15 protein-coding genes and 3 tRNA genes are annotated in these 18,428 nt (G+C 43.8%); 10 read left to right on the plus strand and 8 right to left on the minus strand.

Annotation, left to right across the window (positions count from 1 at the left end; translation table 11 throughout):
- Positions 1–235: 235 nt before the first annotated feature.
- Positions 236–309: transfer RNA gene (locus B3O12_RS05265), tRNA-Arg, on the minus strand.
- A 156-nt stretch (positions 310–465) separates the two neighbouring features.
- Here B3O12_RS05265 and B3O12_RS05270 point away from each other — a divergent pair.
- The 8 genes from B3O12_RS05270 (at position 466) to B3O12_RS05305 (ending at position 7,053) form a co-directional block, all read left to right on the plus strand.
- A complete protein-coding gene (locus B3O12_RS05270; protein WP_286755554.1) occupies positions 466–2,373 on the plus strand; it encodes a T9SS type A sorting domain-containing protein in 1,908 nt (635 codons plus the stop codon).
- A 40-nt stretch (positions 2,374–2,413) separates the two neighbouring features.
- Complete coding sequence (locus tag B3O12_RS05275) at positions 2,414–3,496, plus strand: AI-2E family transporter (protein ID WP_286755555.1); 1,083 nt, start codon at positions 2,414–2,416, stop codon at positions 3,494–3,496.
- Positions 3,486–4,382: an aldo/keto reductase gene (locus B3O12_RS05280; RefSeq protein WP_286755556.1), complete on the plus strand. Its 897-nt coding sequence runs from the start codon at positions 3,486–3,488 to the stop codon at positions 4,380–4,382. The genes B3O12_RS05275 and B3O12_RS05280 overlap by 11 nt, the downstream gene beginning before the upstream one ends.
- 403 nt (positions 4,383–4,785) lie before the next feature.
- Complete coding sequence (locus B3O12_RS05285) at positions 4,786–5,478, plus strand: DUF2461 domain-containing protein (protein WP_286755557.1); 693 nt, start codon at positions 4,786–4,788, stop codon at positions 5,476–5,478.
- Positions 5,479–5,519: 41 nt separating this feature from the next.
- Positions 5,520–6,173: a DUF2461 domain-containing protein gene (locus tag B3O12_RS05290; protein ID WP_286755558.1), complete on the plus strand. Its 654-nt coding sequence runs from the start codon at positions 5,520–5,522 to the stop codon at positions 6,171–6,173.
- A gap of 51 nt (positions 6,174–6,224) precedes the next feature.
- Positions 6,225–6,638 carry a DUF1573 domain-containing protein gene (locus B3O12_RS05295; RefSeq protein ID WP_286744401.1) on the plus strand — a complete coding sequence of 138 codons (414 nt, stop codon included), beginning with the start codon at positions 6,225–6,227 and terminating at the stop codon, positions 6,636–6,638.
- A 127-nt stretch (positions 6,639–6,765) separates the two neighbouring features.
- Positions 6,766–6,840 (plus strand) — tRNA-Pro (locus B3O12_RS05300).
- A 121-nt stretch (positions 6,841–6,961) separates the two neighbouring features.
- Positions 6,962–7,053: transfer RNA gene (locus B3O12_RS05305), tRNA-Ser, on the plus strand.
- Positions 7,054–7,126: 73 nt separating this feature from the next.
- Here B3O12_RS05305 and B3O12_RS05310 read toward each other — a convergent pair.
- Both B3O12_RS05310 and B3O12_RS05315 read right to left on the minus strand, forming a co-directional pair.
- Positions 7,127–9,613 carry an ABC transporter permease gene (locus tag B3O12_RS05310; RefSeq protein ID WP_286755559.1) on the minus strand — a complete coding sequence of 829 codons (2,487 nt, stop codon included), beginning with the start codon at positions 9,611–9,613 and terminating at the stop codon, positions 7,127–7,129.
- Between the two features lie 404 nt (positions 9,614–10,017).
- A complete protein-coding gene (locus tag B3O12_RS05315) occupies positions 10,018–11,229 on the minus strand; it encodes a DEAD/DEAH box helicase (RefSeq protein WP_286755560.1) in 1,212 nt (403 codons plus the stop codon).
- A 94-nt stretch (positions 11,230–11,323) separates the two neighbouring features.
- Here B3O12_RS05315 and B3O12_RS05320 point away from each other — a divergent pair, with 94 nt between their 5' ends.
- Positions 11,324–11,551, plus strand: coding sequence for a heavy-metal-associated domain-containing protein (locus tag B3O12_RS05320; RefSeq protein WP_286755561.1), 228 nt, complete (start codon positions 11,324–11,326; stop codon positions 11,549–11,551).
- 17 nt (positions 11,552–11,568) lie between these two features.
- Here the strand turns inward: B3O12_RS05320 and B3O12_RS05325 are convergent, their stop codons facing one another.
- The 4 genes from B3O12_RS05325 to B3O12_RS05340 form a co-directional block, all read right to left on the minus strand.
- Positions 11,569–13,020 (minus strand): TrkH family potassium uptake protein, encoded by a 1,452-nt coding sequence (locus B3O12_RS05325; RefSeq protein ID WP_189630732.1) that lies wholly within the window; start codon positions 13,018–13,020, stop codon positions 11,569–11,571.
- Positions 13,021–13,035: 15 nt separating this feature from the next.
- Positions 13,036–14,376 carry a Trk system potassium transporter TrkA gene (trkA, locus tag B3O12_RS05330; protein ID WP_189630733.1) on the minus strand — a complete coding sequence of 447 codons (1,341 nt, stop codon included), beginning with the start codon at positions 14,374–14,376 and terminating at the stop codon, positions 13,036–13,038.
- An 81-nt stretch (positions 14,377–14,457) separates the two neighbouring features.
- Positions 14,458–15,627, minus strand: a complete 1,170-nt coding sequence (locus B3O12_RS18760; RefSeq protein WP_348655487.1) for a mechanosensitive ion channel family protein — start codon at positions 15,625–15,627, stop codon at positions 14,458–14,460.
- Positions 15,628–15,653: 26 nt separating this feature from the next.
- On the minus strand, positions 15,654–16,883 hold the full coding sequence (locus B3O12_RS05340) for an S-adenosylmethionine:tRNA ribosyltransferase-isomerase (protein ID WP_286755562.1): 1,230 nt from the start codon (positions 16,881–16,883) through the stop codon (positions 15,654–15,656).
- Between the two features lie 253 nt (positions 16,884–17,136).
- Between B3O12_RS05340 and B3O12_RS05345 the strand changes: the two genes are divergently transcribed.
- Positions 17,137–17,493 carry a hypothetical protein gene (locus B3O12_RS05345; protein WP_189630734.1) on the plus strand — a complete coding sequence of 119 codons (357 nt, stop codon included), beginning with the start codon at positions 17,137–17,139 and terminating at the stop codon, positions 17,491–17,493.
- Between the two features lie 60 nt (positions 17,494–17,553).
- Here the strand turns inward: B3O12_RS05345 and B3O12_RS05350 are convergent, their stop codons facing one another.
- Positions 17,554–18,420, minus strand: a complete 867-nt coding sequence (locus B3O12_RS05350; protein ID WP_189630735.1) for a biotin-dependent carboxyltransferase family protein — start codon at positions 18,418–18,420, stop codon at positions 17,554–17,556.
- Positions 18,421–18,428: the final 8 nt, after the last annotated feature.

The following is an 18,428-nucleotide window of genomic DNA, read 5'->3' on the forward strand; positions in this document are numbered from 1 at the left end:
TGAGCATGATCTGGTACCTAAAGACTTAATCAAGGTTAATCCTAACCCGGTGTATACCGATCCCTATCATTTTCTCAAAGAAAACGGATGAAAGTTGTTTCTAGTTAAATAACTGGTAGAAGAGGTTGTGAGGATTCTTTTGTGGTAGAAACATTAGGATTACATCCATGAAACCGCACATGAGTAACCCGAAAAAACAAAACCCCTCCAGTTCAGAGGGGTTTTGTTTGGTCTGTGATCCGCCCAGGACTCGAACCTGGAACCTACTGCTTAGAAGGCAGTTGCTCTATCCAGTTGAGCTAGCAGACCAACGGGCTTTTGCAAAAGCGAGTGCAAATATATGGAAAAGCATTTTTTTAAGGCAATCAAAACCTTAAAAAATGTCCGTAAAAAATGTGTCTCTCATGCCGGGTTAGGGTCATTGGCAGTATTCGGGTAACTTAAATGATTCAACCAAAATAAGTTATGAGAAACACAGTCGCTTTTGCTCTGTCTATTTTTTTATTTATTCCTGCCATTCTATCTGCTCAAACACTCAATCGGGTAGATTCAGTCAAGGTCGACCAGGCCAACATTTGGGGAGTACTGGCCGAGGCAAATGAACACATGGGTTTGACTGTTTCACGCGGCAACATTATCTATTTCCAATACATCAATGAGGCCATGCAGCGAGTGGGAGACCCGGTAGCAGTGATTTCAGAGAACGATGGTTTACCCAAAATAGTCGATCATAAAACCGTGTTTTGGAAAGGAGCCTACTATGTAAGTTTTTCATCGGCCGGAGACAAACAGCTCTATCTTGTGAAGCTCAATGCCCAGGGACAACGGGTTGGCGATATTGTTACGGTGTGGGATCAGGATACGCGCCCATCGAATGAGCCGGGCAAACCAACTAACGACATGATTCTTATTACCACTCCTGATGTGCTTTATGTGGGACATTTTCAACCAGCCAATCAGCATTATATTCATGGCTTTGATGCCGACCTCAACCGGGTTTCTGATCCGTTTTTAACCGATGGTTCGTTGCCCCACAATAATGTAGGAGGTGGACTGTATGCAAATGAGAAAATACACTTGTTTACCGGGAGTATGTTTGGAGGAGAGTCTGACCTGATAGTAACGGAGTGGGACAAAGATTTTCAACCGGCTGCACAGGAGCCCCGAACGCTCATTGATAGTGAAAATGGAAACGCCAACTGGTTTGCGACAGGGGTTGCTCATGACGAACAAACCGGATATTGGTATGTTGGATACCAGCATCTGTATGAGGGAGAGGTGCTAGATGAAGAGCATGTGGATTTGGCTGTTTTCGATCGCTGTTTCAATCTAATTTATCGCGAACATGTAACAGCTCAGAGGAATTTCAGACCTCACTTACTCATTAAGGGGAACTATCTGTATATGACTTACGATCAGGCTGGTGGTGGTGTATTTATGCATAAGTATGATTTGCTGGAAGAAGGATTTGGCTCTACTGAATGTGGCGATGATGGAAAAGGAGGAGGTCAGAATGACGTTCCCATTCAACTGGACAATAACAGTTTTGCCGAAAGTGCCGAAGAAGGAACCGCAGTAGGGAAATTCTTTATTGAGGGGGCTACTGAAGATATCACCTACACTCTGGTTGCCGGAGAAGGTGATACTCACAACAGTATGTTTTCTATTTCGGCCGATGAACTGTTAACGGCTGCTGTGTTCAACTATGAAGACCTGCATGAACTCAGCATTCGAGTAAAGGCCACAGCAGGAGATCAGTCGGCCGAGAAGCAGTTTGATATCATTGTAGAAAACGTGATAGAGCATTCTCTTTCCATAACCGGCACGCTGGCCTTTGCCTCCACAGAGGTAGGAGAGAGTTCTTCGCTAAGTATAACGCTCACACACACCGGAGAAGATGATGGCCTTGAAATTAGTAATATCACTGTTCCCGATGGATTTTCTGTAAACAAAACCTCTGCTACGCTAAATGTAGAAGAAGAAGTGACAATCGAGGTTACATTCTCGCCAACGGAAGCTAAAACGTATAGCGGCAATCTTGAAATCACCTCATCGGCCGGTAGTCAACAGCTGGCAGTGTCAGGTACTGGAGAAATGGTGCTGGGGCTAGAGACTGAGCCTGAATGGGCCCGTACCCTTGAATTGTATCCTCAACCGGCAACAGAGATGGTAAATTTAAAATTAGGAGCCAACAATGGAGCATACATTCAAGAGGTGCGTTTGCTTAATGCGCTGGGTGAGCCCCTAGTTCAACAAGCGATCAATAATCAAAAGGCAACAAGCCTTAATATGGCTGAGCAGCCTTCAGGGGTTTATGTGGTTTGGATAAGTACTAATCTGGGACTCATCAAAAAGCGATTGTTGAAGCAATAAAAATCGTCATTTCCTGTATCTTCAAGCTTATATTCTTAGCATGAAGACAGACGTATCTACAGAAAACCTAAAGAAGGGAGCTTATTGGACCATTATTCTAGTTGGGGCAGTTTTCTCGCTAATTTACTTTAGGTCTTTTCTGGAGCCAATTGTGCTGGCTTTGCTGGTGTGGTATCTCATACGCACCACCCGCAAGTACATTGCCAAGCTAACCATTGGTGGTCGGTCGCTTCCGCAGTGGTTGCAGCGGGTTGTGGCCTTTTTGCTTACCGTATCGTTTATCTACGGAGTTTATCAGATCATATCGGTCAATATTTCGCTCATCACGGCCAATTCCGATAGCTACGATAAGAACCTTAGGCTATTTCTGGCGCAAATGAGAGAGTTTACCGGGCGATACGATTTCATTCCCAATATAGAAGACGCTATTCAGAGTATTGATTATCAGTCCATCCTAAGTAAAATATTTAACTCATTGAGCGTTGCTCTGGGTAATTTTGCTTTGGTTATAGTGTATGTTGTCTTCTTCCTTATTGAAGAAAATTATCTCGATCAGAAGCTGAAAAATATGTTTCGAAAGGAGGGGAGTCGAGAAAATGTGGCTGTCATTTTCGATCGAATCAGTAATTCTATCAACAAATACTTTACTGTTAAAACCGAGGTAAGCTTACTCACAGGTACCATTAGCTATTTGTTGCTATTGGCACTTGGGGTAGACTTTCCGGTGCTTTGGGCCTTTATTATTTTTGTGTTGAATTTTATACCCTACCTGGGGTCTCTGGTAGCTACCTTGCTGCCGGCCATCTTCTCTATTTTTCAGTTTGCTTCGTTTTGGCCCTTCCTTTATGTCTTTCTCATTATTGAGGCAGTCCAGATTTTTGTAGGTAATTATGTGGAGCCGAAACTCATGGGGCGCACGCTAAACCTGAGTCCGTTGGTGGTACTTATTGCTCTTTCCTTTTGGGGCAGCATCTGGGGTATATTAGGTATGATTTTGTCCGTACCCGTAATCTCCGTAATCGTCATTGTTTCGGCTCAGTTCAAATCCACCAGAGGCCTGGCTGTGCTCCTCAGTGAGAACGGGAATCTGAGTAATATAGAGCAACCGGACGATGAGATGTAGGCCATTGCCCCGGGCTGGATTTTCGATCTCTGAAATTGGCTTTGGCTGCATGTCGCTTGGTCGCGATAACCACGAAAACTACCGGCTCATTCAGTCAGCTTTCGAAGCAGGAATCAATTATTTCGATACGGCCGATGTATATCAAAACGGTTGGAGCGAGGAGTGTCTTGGAGCGGCTGTTAAGACCTTTAGAAAAGAGATAAGAATTGCCACCAAGGTTGGTAACGTGGCTGATCCCGGTGGTAAGAGCTTTAATTGGTGTCCTTCGAAAAGTCATATTCTAAGTTCGGTAGATAAGAGTTTAAAAAGGTTGAAGACCGACTACATTGATCTCTATCAGCTTCATGGGGGAACGCTTAACGACAACTGGGATGAGATAGTAGAAACCTTTGACTGGCTAAAGCAGAAGGGTAAGATACTCCACTATGGTATTTCATCCATTCGTCCCAACGTGGTGCGTAAAATTGCAGGACAACCCGGTTGGGTTTCAAACATGCTTCAGTATAGTTTACTCGATCGAAGACCTGAGGAAGAACTGCTGAATTTGCTGCATGAAAAGGAAGTAGGAGTGTTGGTAAGGGGAGCTTTGGCAAAGGGTTTTCTGCTTAATAATAAATCAAGTGATTATTTAAATTATAGTTTACAAGATGTTGATTTACTGAAAAATAAATTGGAGTTATTCTCAATTGAGAAAAGCCTGAGGCTGCGATTGGTTTTAGGCTGGATTTTAAATCACAAAGCAGTTACCAGTGTGGTAGTTGGTATACGCAATTCGCTTCAGTTAACACAATTGCTGGAGGCAATGAGTCTACCAAGGCCGGAAGAAAAGGTATATCAAAAATTGAGCGAAGTATTGCCTGCAAACTGTTACACAGACCACCGTTAATCGAGTCGAAGGTTTTTAGCTATCTATGATAAAGAGTGATTGACATCGTGTGGTTTTCATAGATTTTTCCATCACCGATTATTAGGGAAATGGCTGTTGCTCCATATCCAAATTATTCAATATTCTTATGTTGGTTTATGCAGGGCTTAAGTCCAATAGTATGGAGGTAAGCCAAGCCTGCATGTTAACTTTTAAACAGGTGTTCTCGAAGTGCAAATGGGTGCAAAGCGACCGAGCTTAAGACCGTTGATTTAGACAAGTGATTCAGTAAAATCACCAACACTATTCTACCGTTTTCAAATGGCAGATGGAATAGGCCGCGATTGAGTTCTGGCAAAAAATGTCTCGGAATTTTTCACTAATTCGTCTGGTTCTTGTCATACTAGTTTTAACTTCAATGTTCATGAGTATTACATCTATTCCTCCATCCGTTTTTGCTTTTCTTCAAAAGTTAGACGCCAACAATAATCGTGATTGGTTCAATGCGCATAAGGCCCAGTACCAGCAGGCGCAACTACATGTTGTAAGCTTTGTGGATGAGTTATTGAACCGATTAAAAGAGACCGACCAGATTACTACTGTATCTGGCAAGAAGAGTCTGATGCGCATTTATAGAGACGTTCGATTCTCTAATGACAAGAGACCCTATGACCCCAGGTTTGCAGGGAGTTTCTCTCGCATTAAGCCGCAGCTTAGGGGAGGTTACTTTTTCCGCTTTAAACCCAACGAAACGGTAGTGGGGGGAGGCTTTTATCAGCCCAATTCGGAAGATCTTAAGTTAATTAGAGCTCAGATTGCTCAAGACGATACACCACTCAGGGAGGTTATTGAGGGGGAGGTATTTAAGGAAACCTTTGGTGAGTTAATGGGGGAGAAGGTGAAAACGGCTCCTAAAGGTTATGCCAAAGACCATCCATCGATAGACTTACTCAGGCACAAGTCTATGTATGCTTTCCGGTCTTTCTCTGACGAAGAAGTTCATGCTGACGATTTTCTCGAAATGGTCCTGGCAGTTTTTCTGGCTATTCGTCCTTTCTTCGATGTGATGACAGAGTATTTAACGACTGATTTGAACGGCATTTCATTAATTGATTAAAGTAGACTAAACCAAAGTTTGCTGCTAACTGTTGGATGCACATGTCGAAGCAATTGATTTTTGAATTTCTGGAAGAGCTCTCGGTCAATAATTCTAAGGAGTGGATGGATAAGCACAGGAACCGCTACGAAGAAGCTAAGAATGTGCTTGTCGAACTATTTGACCCCATACTTGAGCGCATTCGTTTGTTCGATCCCAGAGTTGTACAGCCCAATGCCCGTAGGGCACTGAACAGAATCAACAACAACCTGATGTTTCATCCGGACAGGCCTACCTACAAAGACCATTTTGGAGTGGGTTTTGGCTACGGTAAGGGGTTGGCCGACTTTTATGTACACTTGGGAGTAGACGAACTGCTTATAGCCGGAGGGCTTTGGCATCCGCCTTCATATAAGCTTAAGCTTTTGAGGCAGGAGATTGACTATGAGGGCGAAAAACTGGCCATCACACTTAAGGAGCAGCTGTATCCGAAGGGTTTTAGGCTGTACCACGAAGACAAACTCAAATCCAGCCCAAAAGGCTATTCCAACGATCATCCACATATAGAGCTTCTGAAAATGAAGAGTCTGGCAGTTTTTAAACCATTGAGTAGGGGAGATTTTTATTCTGAGGATTTTTCGGAATTGGTTTTTGACAGCTACAAGGCTATTGTGCCTTTTCTTGATTTTATAAACACGGCAATTGCCGAACCGTAAGTGTTTTGAATCCGTACATTAAAGCCTATTTTTAACAGTAAATTCACAGGTATGAAAAAGATTATAGTTTCCCTATTAATGCTAGTAGCAGTTATTGGCTTGAAGGCTCAGGAAGCGGCTGTTACTACCGGTCCAATGATTGAGTTTGAGGAGAAGATATACAACTTTGGAAGCGTGGTTGAGGGCGATTCCGTCACGCACACATTTAAGTTTAAAAACATTGGAACAGAACCCTTAAAAATTCTCTCGGCCAGAGGTTCTTGCGGCTGCACAGTGCCTAAGTATACCAAAGAGGCCATTGCCCCCGGAGCCAGTGGAGAAGTGTATGTGAAATTCGACACCAGGGCTAAAATGGGGTCGCAAAACAAAACCGTTACTCTTGTAACCAATGCTGCGAATCATAAGCAGGTTATTTTGAGTATTCGAGGAACCGTAACGGCCCGCACGTCTGACGGAAAAGATTGAAAATGAGAAAGATGTAAGGAAGACCAGCCGGAGGCTGGTTTTTTTATGGTCAAAAGGTTCAAATTTTCATGATTCTAAATATTGCAAAACAAAAAAAGCATCTATATTTGCACTCCCATTAGGGAAACGGGGTGTAGCGTAGCCCGGTTATCGCGCCTGCTTTGGGAGCAGGAGGTCGCAGGTTCGAATCCTGCCACCCCGACAAAAAGCCAACCAAACCGGTTGGTTTTTTTATTGAAATATGGGCTGAATAATTGTTTGCAACCTATTGAATTATCAGTTGATCGTTTATATTTGCAAACCTTTAGCAAGACAACCACTACGGAGAGGTGGGTGAGTGGCTGAAACCAGCAGTTTGCTAAACTGTCGTACTGGGAAACTGGTACCGGGGGTTCGAATCCCCCTCTCTCCGCCACAAAAAAAGGCTTCCAATCGGAAGCCTTTTTTTGTTTCTGCAGTGAGACGCCAGGCGCCCTATATGCATGGCATTACTCATACCTTAGCGCCTTCACCGGATTTTGCTGTGCAGCTTTTAAAGAGTGAAACGCCACGGTGAGGAAAGCAATAAGCAGGGCTAAAGTGCCGGCTATGGCAGCGGCTCCAACAATCACTGTCTGCAAATCCATGGTATATTGAAACACCTGTAGCCAGTTTTCAATAAGCCAGTAGGCGGCAGGGGTGGCAATTATAAAACCTACTATTACCAAAAGCATTATATCTTTGAAAATAAGATATACCAATTGAGGTATAGATGCCCCAAGCACTTTTCTAACCCCAATTTCCTTTATTCGGGTGGCCGTGGTATAGCTGGAAAGCCCCAAAAGTCCCAGACAGCTAATGAGTATGCAAATGTATGAAAGCGAAGCAGTGAGCTGGCTTTGACGTTTGTCCGATCGGTATAGATTCTCTGCCTGCGTGTCGAGCAGACCGTATTCAAACGGATGACTAGGATCTAGTTCGGCATATTTGTCTTCCAGATAGTCCAGGGTTTGTTGTAAACTGCCATCTTTGGCATGTACCACTACCGAAGGGCTAAATTGTGCAATAGCACCGGCTCCGAAACGCTCATAGCGAAGAATAATGGTTGGTTCTACCTTCATGTGAAGGGAGAAAGCATTAAAGTCTTTGACAACACCAATAATTCGACTTGGATTGGCCTGTTGCCCGGCATTCTGAACACGCTTTCCAATGGCCTCTTCTGCATTGGCCCAACCCTGATACTGCACCATGGATTCGTTGACCAATATGCCTTGCGTTAAATCGGTAGGAATGTTTTCGTCATAATCGCGGCCGGCTACCAGTTCCATTTCCATGGCGTTTATAAAGTTTTCACCCACAAACATCACGTTATAGGTGTCAGTTTTTAGTGTGGTATCGGCTTCTTCAACCATCATCACCTGCCGGCCACCACCAATTAGCCTATTACCTACAGAGTTGGCATTGCTGGCGCTTAAGCCGGTAGTGGTGGTTACATCAATAATGTTCGGGTTTTCCTTCAGTTCATTCTGAATCACATCCAGTCTGCGTACCAGGGAGGTGTCGCGTGTAGGAATAATAATCACGTTGTCTTTGTTGAATCCCAGGTCCTTATTTCGCATATAGCTGATTTGGTTGCTCATGAGTAAAGTGGCAATCACCACACCGATGGAAACAAAAAACTGGAAGGCTACTAGTACTTTTCTTAAGAACACACTTCCTGGGCCCGATTTTACAGAGCCTTTCATGGCTGTAATAACAGAAATTGACGATAAGTAGAAGGCCGGGTAGAGGCCGGAAAGTATCCCGAGCAAAATGGTAATGCCCAACGAGCCAAACAACAGAAGAGGGTTTTCTCCCCAGTTGAGGCTAAGGTTTTTGTCGAGTACAGAGTTGAGATTTGTACCCATTAACAACAGATACACAAGACCTATGGCCAGAATCAGTGCACAAAATGTAATGAGTATAGACTCACTCAAAAATTGCGAAACCAGTTTGCCTTTTGAAGAACCCATTACTTTTTTAATACCCACCTCTTTCGATCGTTTGGTGGCTCTGGCCGTTGCCAAATTCATATAATTGATACTTGCCAGCAGGAGCACAAACAAACCTATAGCTATAAAAGCCTGTGTGTAAGCTTTGTTGCCTGTGGCAAGATCATACTGCACCTTTGAGTTGAAGTGTACTTCGTTGAGTGGTACTAGCCTGGGTTCAAAGCTGGCTTCTCTAAGCGATGGTGCAAACTGGCGAATGGGTGCCATGTACTTATCGAAGAGCTGTGGAAACCGGTTGTAAATATTGCTTACCTCATAATTCTTGGGCAGAAGCACATACGAGTAGGTGCTCACATTCCACAATTGCCCTGTGCGTTGTTGTGCATTTAGTGGAGGTTGGCCGGAAGTAATAGTAGTATAAGAAATGAGTCCATTAAAGCGCAAGTGCACATTGTCAGGCAAATCCTTGATAATGCCCTTTACAGTAAAGGTGTTTAAATCAGTTTTAACCAGTTCATTGAGCGGGTTTTTATCGCCAAAAAGTCGCTTGGCAGTGCTCTCTGTCAATACAAGGCTACGAGGCTCTACAAGAGCTGTTTCGGGGCCGCCTTGTATGAATTCGTGAGTGAACAAACGGAACATGGCCGAGTCGGCAAAGTACATGTCGTCTACATAAAAGCTATTGTCATCAATTCTGAAGAGAATTTGCCCTGCACTTTGTATCCGGGTAAAAGCCTGGATTTCAGGAAATTCCATCTTCATGGTTTCGGCCAAAGCCTGAGAGGTTAAGGCAAATTCATCGTTTTTTGGCGGAATGTAGAATTTGGATTCTATTCGGTAAACCTGATCCCATTTTTCATGATGCTTATCAAAAGTCAGGTCGCTCTGCACATATAGCAGAATAATAATACTTACGGCCAGCCCCAGGGCTAGTCCAAAAATGTTTAGGAATGCATAGAACTTGTTGTTCAGCAATACCCGAAAAGCGTAGGCAAGATTTTTCATAGTTGTTGAATTGAGTATGACCAAATGAATCTTTGCAGAAGACGATAAGGACTCCAGCTTTGTTCGCAGCAAAGGAGACCTCACAAACCTCTTACGTATTCAATATTCTACAAAAAGGGTTTTCGAAGCGCTTAAAAATGAGGAGTGATTCAATATTCCGGCTGTACGGCAAATGAATCTATTGATAGTTGATGCTCAGCCAGGTATGGTCGGCATTCGGGTGGAGTGTGAATTTGGAATTTGTACCCACTAAGGACTGCCAGGCAGGTTGCTGAGATGAATTTTATTAACCAGATTAATAATTGAATAATAAGGTTGAGAGTTCATCTCGAACACCAATGGTTATGTGAGTCAAAACGTTTATCGGAGAGCCCTCTATATGGGGTTAATGGAAAGGAGGGGGGCTACCTCCTTTTTCCTTTTCTAAATGGTTTTCTGCCCCCCCTGTGATTGCCTCTCGACTTGGGGTTGTATTCAGGGCCGGGTCCCACATGCTCAGGCGGTTGTATTTTTCTTACCTCCATTTCCATCATTTGCTCTATTCGGGCAAACTTATACATGTCGTCTTCATTGATAAACGTAACGGCTTCACCTTCTGAGGCTGCCCTTGCGGTTCTTCCAATACGGTGAATGTAATCTTCCGGGTCGTTGGGAGCATCGTAGTTAATCACCATATCGATGTTGTCTATATCGATGCCTCTTGAAATTACATCGGTGGCCACCAGAATTTGCAGTTTGCGATTCTTAAACTGCCGGAGAATGTCTTCACGCTCCTTTTGCTCCAAATCGCTAGAAATCTCTTTAGCGTCCAGCCCTTCTTTTTGCAGGGCTTTGGTGATCTCGCGCACTTTCAGTTTTGTAGACGCAAATATGATAAGGCTAGGTACATCGTTGTATCTGAGCAAATGCTTTATGGTCTCTATTTTTTGACTGTCGTGAGCCAATACAGCAACTTGTGTGACCCGTTCTGCCGGTTTAGAAATAGAAATATTTACCTCCTTAGGGTCAGTAAGAATCTCTTTGGCCAGACTTCTTATTTTGGGTGGCATGGTGGCCGAAAAGAGCAGGTTCTGGCGTTTTTTGGGGAGAAAGGAAATTATTTTCTTGATGTCATCAAGAAACCCCATGTCCAACATTCTGTCAGCTTCATCCAATACCAGGTTTTGTACCTGCTTCACATTTGCATAGCCAAGGTTAAGGTGCGATATAAGCTTGCCCGGGGTGCCCACAACTATGTGAGCCCCTTGCGATAAGGCACGTTTTTCTTGTGTAAAAGAGTCTCCATCGCCTCCGCCATAAATGGCTATGGAGCTCACCCCCGTAAAGTAGCTAAGCCCCTGTAACTGCTGATCGATCTGAATGGCCAGTTCGCGGGTTGGACAGATGATTATAGAGTTGATATGATCATCTTCAATTTTTTGAGCACATATTTTGTGCATAAGAGGTAACAAAAAAGCGGCAGTTTTGCCCGTTCCGGTTTGTGCACAGCCAATAAGGTCTTTTCCTTCGATTATAGAAGGAATGGCTATTTCCTGAATGGGGGTAGCTTTTTCAAAGCCTATGGCATCTAAGCCGGCTAGTACATCTTCATGTAAGTTGAGTTCTGCAAAGGTCAAAGCGTGAACTATATTCGTGAAAGATTCGTATCGCTTGGTGTAAAGCGACTATACTTATTATATGCTGTAAATCTACACAAATGAATTATATAAAATGAAGAAGTCTGTTTTTAAAACGAATATCAACTGTGGAGGCTGTGTGGCAACCGTTGGTCCCTACCTGGAAAAGGCCAGGAGTATTAGCCATTGGGAGGTAGATACCAACTCCAGAGATAAATGGCTAACCGTAAAGGGAGAGGCTATAGACAAGCTAGAGGTTATTCGCCTGGTAAAGGAAGCAGGCTTTGAAATAAAGGAAAAGAAGGGGTTGTTTGGATTCTAATGGTCGGAGAGCAATGATTAGCGCTTCTTCCAGAAGTGTGGAGAAAGCAGCATAAGTACGGTAAACAGCTCCAGACGGCCGAGAAGCATCAGGGCAGCAAGTAACCACTTACCAGCCATGGGCATGCCTGAAAAATTATCGACAGGCCCTACATCGCCAATTCCCGGACCCACATTGCCTAACGAAGTAGCCACGGCTCCAAAAGCCGTATCGAAGTCTACATTCATAGAGGAAAGGAGGGTTACACCAACAAGAAAGACGAGGATATATATCATAATGAAGGCCAGAACATTATACACTATGTTTTGTTCTATGGCTTTACCACTAATGCGTACAGGCATCACGGCCGAGGGGTGTAATTGTCTTTTGAGTTCCAGGAACGAGTTTTTGAAAAGAACTACATGTCTGATTACCTTCACACCACCGGCTGTAGAGCCTGCGGAACCTCCTACAAAAAGGAGTATAAAGAACAAAACAGACAGGAAAGGAGCCCATTGAGTGTAGTCGGCCGAAACAAAGCCGGTTGTTGTGATGAGTGAAACAACCTGGAACAAAGCGTCTCTAAACGATCTTTCTATGCCATGGTCGGTAACTACAAGTAGTGTTAGTGTCACAATCACGGTGATGGCCAAGGTAAAGAGCAGATACACTACAAACTCCTCGTTTTTAATAATCTTGGTGAAGTTTCTTTTTAAACCAAAATAGGTGAGGGTAAAACTGGTACCGGCCAGAAACATAAAAACTATGATAATGTACTGAATGGCAGCAGGCTGCCCCTGAAGACTGGCATTCATGGTTGAAAAACCACCGGTTGCCATAGTGGTGAGGCTGTGGTTTATGGCATCGTAGGCTCCCATGCCGGCCAGGTATAGCAATATGGCTTCGGTAAGGGTAAGGCCCACATAGATGTACCACAAACGTTTGGCTGTTTCTTGAATACGAGGCTGTAGTTTGTCTGGTGTAATGCCCGGTGCTTCGGCAACAAAAAGCTGCATGCCTCCAATACCAAGGAAGGGTAGTATGGCAAGAGCCAACACAATGATTCCCATACCTCCAATCCATTGAGTAAGACTCCGCCAAAAGAGTATGCCTCTTGGCACTGCTTCTATATCATTTAAAATGGACGCCCCGGTGGTGGTAAAGCCCGAAATGGTTTCGAAAAAGGCATCGGTGAGCGATGGAATGGCTCCGCTAATCAGATAGGGTAGTGCACCAAAAAAAGACATAACTATCCAGCCGGAGGTCACAATAAGGTATCCGTCTTTTTTCTTTAGGTCTTTGTTTTTATTGTTTCGGGCCAGGTGCTTAAGTAAAAAACCACAGGCAAGCGTAATGGCACTCGATATAGCCAGAGATACCGAGTCCGTTTCCCAGTAATAAATACTAACCGGCAAACACAGGGCCATGAAACCTCCATTAATAATGAGGAGTATGCCCAATATTCTGCTGATGACCTTGTAGTTAAACATGGTGGCTACAAGTTATCAAATAAAGTAAGATTCCACTTTCTTGATACATTCCGGTTTAGAGAGTACTACCACACGATCTTTGGCCTGAAACCTGAAATTACCAGGAGTAGTAAGGCCTTTGCCATCTCTGATTACCCCACCAATAATGGCCGATTTAGGGAACTGCAAGTTGCGAAGCTGGTGCTCGGTTATTTTGGAGTTCTCTTGCACTTCGAACTCAAGAATTTCGGCATCTACTCCATGAATACTGGTGATAGACACAATTTCACCCTGCCGAACATGGCGGAAAATAAAGTTGGCTGCAATGAGTTTCTTGTTGATCATGGTGTCTACTCCAATGCTCTGTGAAAGGTGAATGTAGTCCATGTTTTCAACCATAGCTATGGTTTTCTTTACACCCATTTTCTTGGCCACCAAGCAGGAAATAATATTGGTTTCAGAATCACCGGTTACGGCAATAAAAGCATCCATTTCATTAATGCTCTCTTCTTCCAAAAGCTCCACATTTCTACCGTCACCGTTTATTACCATGGCATCGGGTAGTTGATCGGCCAGTTCAAAGCATTTCTGGGCATCGCGTTCAATGAGCTTTACGTTGTATCGGGAGCTCAGAATTTTAGCCGCATGAAACCCAACACGCGAACCTCCAAGAATCATCATGCTTTTTACCCCTTCTTTTTTCTTGCCGGCCAGGAATAAGAGTTTCTCAACACATTCGGGTTGTGTTACAAAGTAAGCATGGTCATTTTCTAAAAACTTGGTGTCGCCATAAGGTATTATGGTTTCATTGTTGCGCAATATGGCCACGGTCATAAAAGCCTGGTCGGGGTTAATCTTAGCTACCTCTACCATGCTTTTGCCAATGAGTGGGCTTTTCGATTCAATGTTCACCCCAATAAGCTGCAACAGCCCTTTTTCAAAATCGAAGCTATCGGTAATAGCCACTTCTTTTAATAGGCGCTTGATCTCTTTGGCGGCTAGTGATTCTGGCGAAATGATATCGTCAATACCTAAATGCTTAAGGTTGAGCTTATCTTTCTTGTAGAGAAATTCGGTGTTGGAAATTCTGGCAATGGTACGTTTGGCGCCCAGGTGTTTGGCTATAATGGCCGTGGTAATGTTAATTTCTTCTGAAGAGGTTACGGCAATGAGCAAATCGGCCTCGCTCACTCCGGCTTCTTCTAATACGCTGTACGATGTGGCTGTCCCCTTAATGGTAGCCGAGTCGACCTGATTGGCAGCCATTTTCAGTTTGTCGGCAGCCTGGTCGATCAACACAATGTCTTGACCTTCCTGGCTAAGTAACTTCGCCAAATGAAACCCCACATTTCCAACTCCCGCTATAATTACCCTCATCTTCTCAACGTTTGGATGTCGCCAATTTAGTTAAAATCATGAACCAGCTATACACAAAATTGTTGTTTACTCTGAAAACGATTACCTGTCTTTAGCATCTGAAGGCCAGCCCGACCTTATATGTAAGTCGCGTTGCGGGAACGGAATTTCAACCCCGTGTTCCTTGAACTTCTCAAAAATTTCGAAGTAAAGCTGGCTAATGAGCACCTTTGGTCGGTTAATATATGTGCTTGTCCAGATCATCAGATCAAAGTTTAACGAACTATCGGCATACTCCAAAAAGAGCACATCTGGCGCGGGTTTTTTCAACACATCAGGGTGGCCGGCAGCTACATCGAGCAATATTTTTTTAATCTTGGCAGGGTCTTCGTTGTAAGAGACACCCACCGGAACATGAAACCGAATGCTTCTGTCGTTGTGACTCCAATTAATGACCCGCTGATTGATAAACTCTGAGTTGGGTACAATTACCGAAATGTTGTCGTTGGTGTTTACTGTGGTGGCTCTCGAAGAGACTTTTACTACATCGCCTGCTACATTGCCAACCTCAATTCGGTCGCCTACTTTTATGGGGCGCTCAAACAGAATGATGAGTCCGGAAATAAAGTTGTTGGCAATATTCTGTAATCCGAAACCAATACCCACACCCAAGGCTCCCGCCAGCACGTTGAGCGAGCCAAGCGAAATTCCACTGGTTTGAATTATAATGAATCCGCCTACAATTATGGCCAGGTATTGGGCAATGGTACCAATACTTTGGCTCACACCAATGTCATTACTGTATTTGGACATTATTTGGTGAACGAATACAATCTTGAGCTTTTTGGTGACGAAAATGAGCAGGAAGAAAAGAAACGATATGCGCAGTATATCAAAGAGCTTTACCTTTTTTTCCTCTTCACCAAACAGTGGCACGTTCAGGTCAGAATTGCTGCTTATACCAATGCTTGACAGCAGCACCGTAACCCCAATGATTAGGATGGTGTATTTGGTGGTATTGCCAATAGAAAGAATGGTTTTTCGGTCATCTATATATCGGTTGAGTACCCGGTTGATGAGTAGGGCGCGGGATATATTGCCAAAAAGGTTGAGAATGATGAGGAAGAGAATGGGGACAATTACGTGTGTAATTGTAAGCTCTTCTCCAACAAACGAAAACGACTGATCTAGAAAAGGAACGTGTTTATTGATGAACTGAACCAGTCGGTTAAGTGCCGAAACCGACTCTTCGGTAGCGCTAGCTTGCATCATGCCTGAATATAGATAAAATTCATTGGTTATTGGGGAAGTAAAAGAGAAGAATCGCCATAGCTTAAGAAACGGTAGTTGGAAGAAAGAGCATGGTCATATACTGCTTTCCAGTCTTCACCAATAAATGCCCAAACCAGTAGCATAAGTGTACTTCCGGGTTGATGAAAGTTGGTAATTAGTCCATCGCAAACGCGAAACTCATAGCCGGGAATAATGAATATCTCTGTCTTACCGCTTATAATTTCTACAGAGTTGGAGGTCATCCAATCAAGCATATATTCGAATACTATTTTTCGGTCGGGAAGGCTTTCTTCATGCTCATAGGGCTCCAGTTTACCAATGGAGAATTCAGTGACTCCCTTCATTAGGCGCACGCCATACCAGTAGAGACTTTCCAGGGTTCTCATGGAGGTTGTACCAACGGCAATTACTTTCTTAGCCGTTACCAACGCTTTTATGGCTTCTTTGCTTACTTCTACCTGCTCCGAATGCATGGGGTGCTCTCGGGCATCGGAGGTTTTAATGGGCTGAAAGGTGCCGGCACTCACGTGTAGGGTCAGGTAGTTGAGTGTGGTGCCCTGTTTTTCAAGTTTCTGTAAAACCTCATCGGTAAAATGTAATCCGGCAGTGGGGGCGGCTACTGCTCCCTCATGCTTGGAATATACCGTCTGATAACGGTCTTTATCTTCCGGTTCATCTTCTCTGTTGAGATAAGGAGGCAACGGTACTTTGCCGCAAAGCTCTACTACTTCAGCAAAGGAGAGGTTTGGGTCTGACCAGCTAAAAGCGATTTGTTTCGACTCCCTGTTTACAATGCTTGCTTCTATTGTAAAAGGCTGACCATGATGTACCAAATGGCGCCTGAGCGTGGTTCCCTCTTTCCACTTTTTAAAGTTACCAACCATGCACTCCCATACTACAGTTCCGGTGGTTTCCATCATCAGACTGATGATGTGGGTTGGGCTAATGGGGTTGAGAAGAAAAATCTCAATCTGTGCACCTGTATCTTTAGAAAAGAAGAGTCTGGCCGGAATTACCTTGGTATTGTTGAAAAATAGAGAGGTGCTGGGGTCTAACAGTTCAGGAAGTTCCTTGAATTGCCGGTCTTCGATGGTTCCGCCATTATAAACGAGTAGCTTAGACTCATCCCTTTTGGCCAGCGGGTATTTGGCAATCTTTTCAGGGGCTAAGTCGTAGTTGATTTTTTTTAGGTCTGGTGCTTCCGGTATTCTCATTGCGCTCGCAAGATAATTCATGAAAATTTATTGTTTACTGTAACCTTTTAAAATGCCCCTGAGAGGCTCAAAACGCACAAAAGTGTTCACTTGGTTGACCGATTTCGAACATAGAAAATGGCATTGTAAAACTCGAGTTTATGTAACTATCTGATTTACAGTGTTTAATAAAAATTGGCATACCGATTGGAAACGAATGGGCAGGTCAAAAACAAGGTCAATTTAATAGGTCAAATTATCCGCCTTCGGGCGGAACTCAAAATATCAAACAACAATGAAAAAGGTCAATAAAAGTAGAATTTCAGCCATTATGGCACTCTTGCTGGCGGTTACCATTATAGCTTCGGCCGGCACACCAATTTCCAACAATTTTCCTAACGAATCGGAGGCCGACTCACTGGCTTATGATGAGCATTACTTAGAGCAGATTGATGCCTATGTAGATCAGTACCTTATTGAACACATTGTGGAGTTCGAGGAGGTAAACTACGTGAAGGTTTATGATGCCAATCAACAATTGATTGTGGAGGGCATTAAAACAGAGTTGGGAGAAGAACAATTAAAGCTTTTGAGACAGGCCGATTTGCTTTCAGAACTGCAAGGCACGGCTTACTATCAAATAAATAATTAGTTAGTAGTTTTAGTTTAAGGTTGATTAAGGCGATTTCGGACGGAGATCGCCTTTTCGCATTTACAGATCTGGTAAACCTACCAACATAAATTTCACCTCATCTCCTGCCTTCATCTGTCCCACAATAGACAAGTCTTCTTCTATAACATTGGCAAGTCTAGGGTACCCTCCGGTTGTTTGGGCATCGGCAGTGAGTATTATAGGCTGGCCTGACTTGGTGATTTGTACCGTGCCGGGCACTATTCCTGACGATATTTCCTCTCTCAGGGTTGAATAGTTTTCCAGCGTTCCGTTTAGCCGATAGCCCATTCGGTTGGAGTCGGGACTAACCGTAAAAACAGACTCGAAAAATGACTGAATCTGTTCAATGCCAAATTGTTCGAATTCGGGGCCTGTAACCACGCGTAATACATAGCATGAAGAGAAGACCGGCCTGAGGTGTTCAGGATATATGCGCTGAGGAATAAAGTTGGGGGTAGATACTTCGATACACTGCAGAGCTTTCAGTGGCTTTGGAATACCCTCTACTGAGCTCAGATTAGAAACGGCACTGTGGCTGTTCAGCCAAAGCTCTGTTTGCCATTGACCTCTCACGGCCAGATAGGTTCTACATCCTAATCTTGACTGGTGAAGTATGAGGTGGTCGTTGTTTTTTATGTCTATAGTTTCGTAGCGTCTTATACTTTTGCCATTCAATTCAGCTGCCATATCGGCTCCTGTCAAAGCAATTTGCCCAGTTCCTTCAAATCGTATTTCAGGGCCGATTTGTGTGATTTCAAGTGTGGGGTAGTGGTGTGGGTTACCTACCAGTTCGTTGGCTATCTTATGAGATTCTTTGTCCATGGCCCCGCTAAATGGGATGCCCGCATCTTGAAAGCCTATGCGGCCCAGATCCTGAATAGAGGTATAAAGACCGGGTTTTTCCATATGTATTT

The organism is Roseivirga sp. UBA838 (assembly GCF_002296035.1).
Taxonomy (GTDB): Bacteria; Bacteroidota; Bacteroidia; order Cytophagales; family Cyclobacteriaceae; genus Roseivirga; species Roseivirga thermotolerans.

What these genes read in the sequence shown, in the direction of transcription:
- B3O12_RS05270 (WP_286755554.1), top strand. Translation starts at nt 466, where the DNA reads ATGAGAAACACAGTCGCTTTTGCTCTGTCTATTTTTTTATTTATTCCT.
- B3O12_RS05275 (WP_286755555.1), top strand. Translation starts at nt 2,414, where the DNA reads ATGAAGACAGACGTATCTACAGAAAACCTAAAGAAGGGAGCTTATTGG.
- B3O12_RS05280 (WP_286755556.1), top strand. Translation starts at nt 3,486, where the DNA reads ATGAGATGTAGGCCATTGCCCCGGGCTGGATTTTCGATCTCTGAAATT.
- B3O12_RS05285 (WP_286755557.1), top strand. Translation starts at nt 4,786, where the DNA reads ATGAGTATTACATCTATTCCTCCATCCGTTTTTGCTTTTCTTCAAAAG.
- B3O12_RS05290 (WP_286755558.1), top strand. Translation starts at nt 5,520, where the DNA reads ATGTCGAAGCAATTGATTTTTGAATTTCTGGAAGAGCTCTCGGTCAAT.
- B3O12_RS05295 (WP_286744401.1), top strand. Translation starts at nt 6,225, where the DNA reads ATGAAAAAGATTATAGTTTCCCTATTAATGCTAGTAGCAGTTATTGGC.
- B3O12_RS05310 (WP_286755559.1), bottom strand. Translation starts at nt 9,613, where the DNA reads ATGAAAAATCTTGCCTACGCTTTTCGGGTATTGCTGAACAACAAGTTC.
- B3O12_RS05320 (WP_286755561.1), top strand. Translation starts at nt 11,324, where the DNA reads ATGAAGAAGTCTGTTTTTAAAACGAATATCAACTGTGGAGGCTGTGTG.
- B3O12_RS05325 (WP_189630732.1), bottom strand. Translation starts at nt 13,020, where the DNA reads ATGTTTAACTACAAGGTCATCAGCAGAATATTGGGCATACTCCTCATT.
- trkA (WP_189630733.1), bottom strand. Translation starts at nt 14,376, where the DNA reads ATGAGGGTAATTATAGCGGGAGTTGGAAATGTGGGGTTTCATTTGGCG.
- B3O12_RS18760 (WP_348655487.1), bottom strand. Translation starts at nt 15,627, where the DNA reads ATGATGCAAGCTAGCGCTACCGAAGAGTCGGTTTCGGCACTTAACCGA.
- B3O12_RS05340 (WP_286755562.1), bottom strand. Translation starts at nt 16,883, where the DNA reads ATGAATTATCTTGCGAGCGCAATGAGAATACCGGAAGCACCAGACCTA.
- B3O12_RS05345 (WP_189630734.1), top strand. Translation starts at nt 17,137, where the DNA reads ATGAAAAAGGTCAATAAAAGTAGAATTTCAGCCATTATGGCACTCTTG.
- B3O12_RS05350 (WP_189630735.1), bottom strand. Translation starts at nt 18,420, where the DNA reads ATGGAAAAACCCGGTCTTTATACCTCTATTCAGGATCTGGGCCGCATA.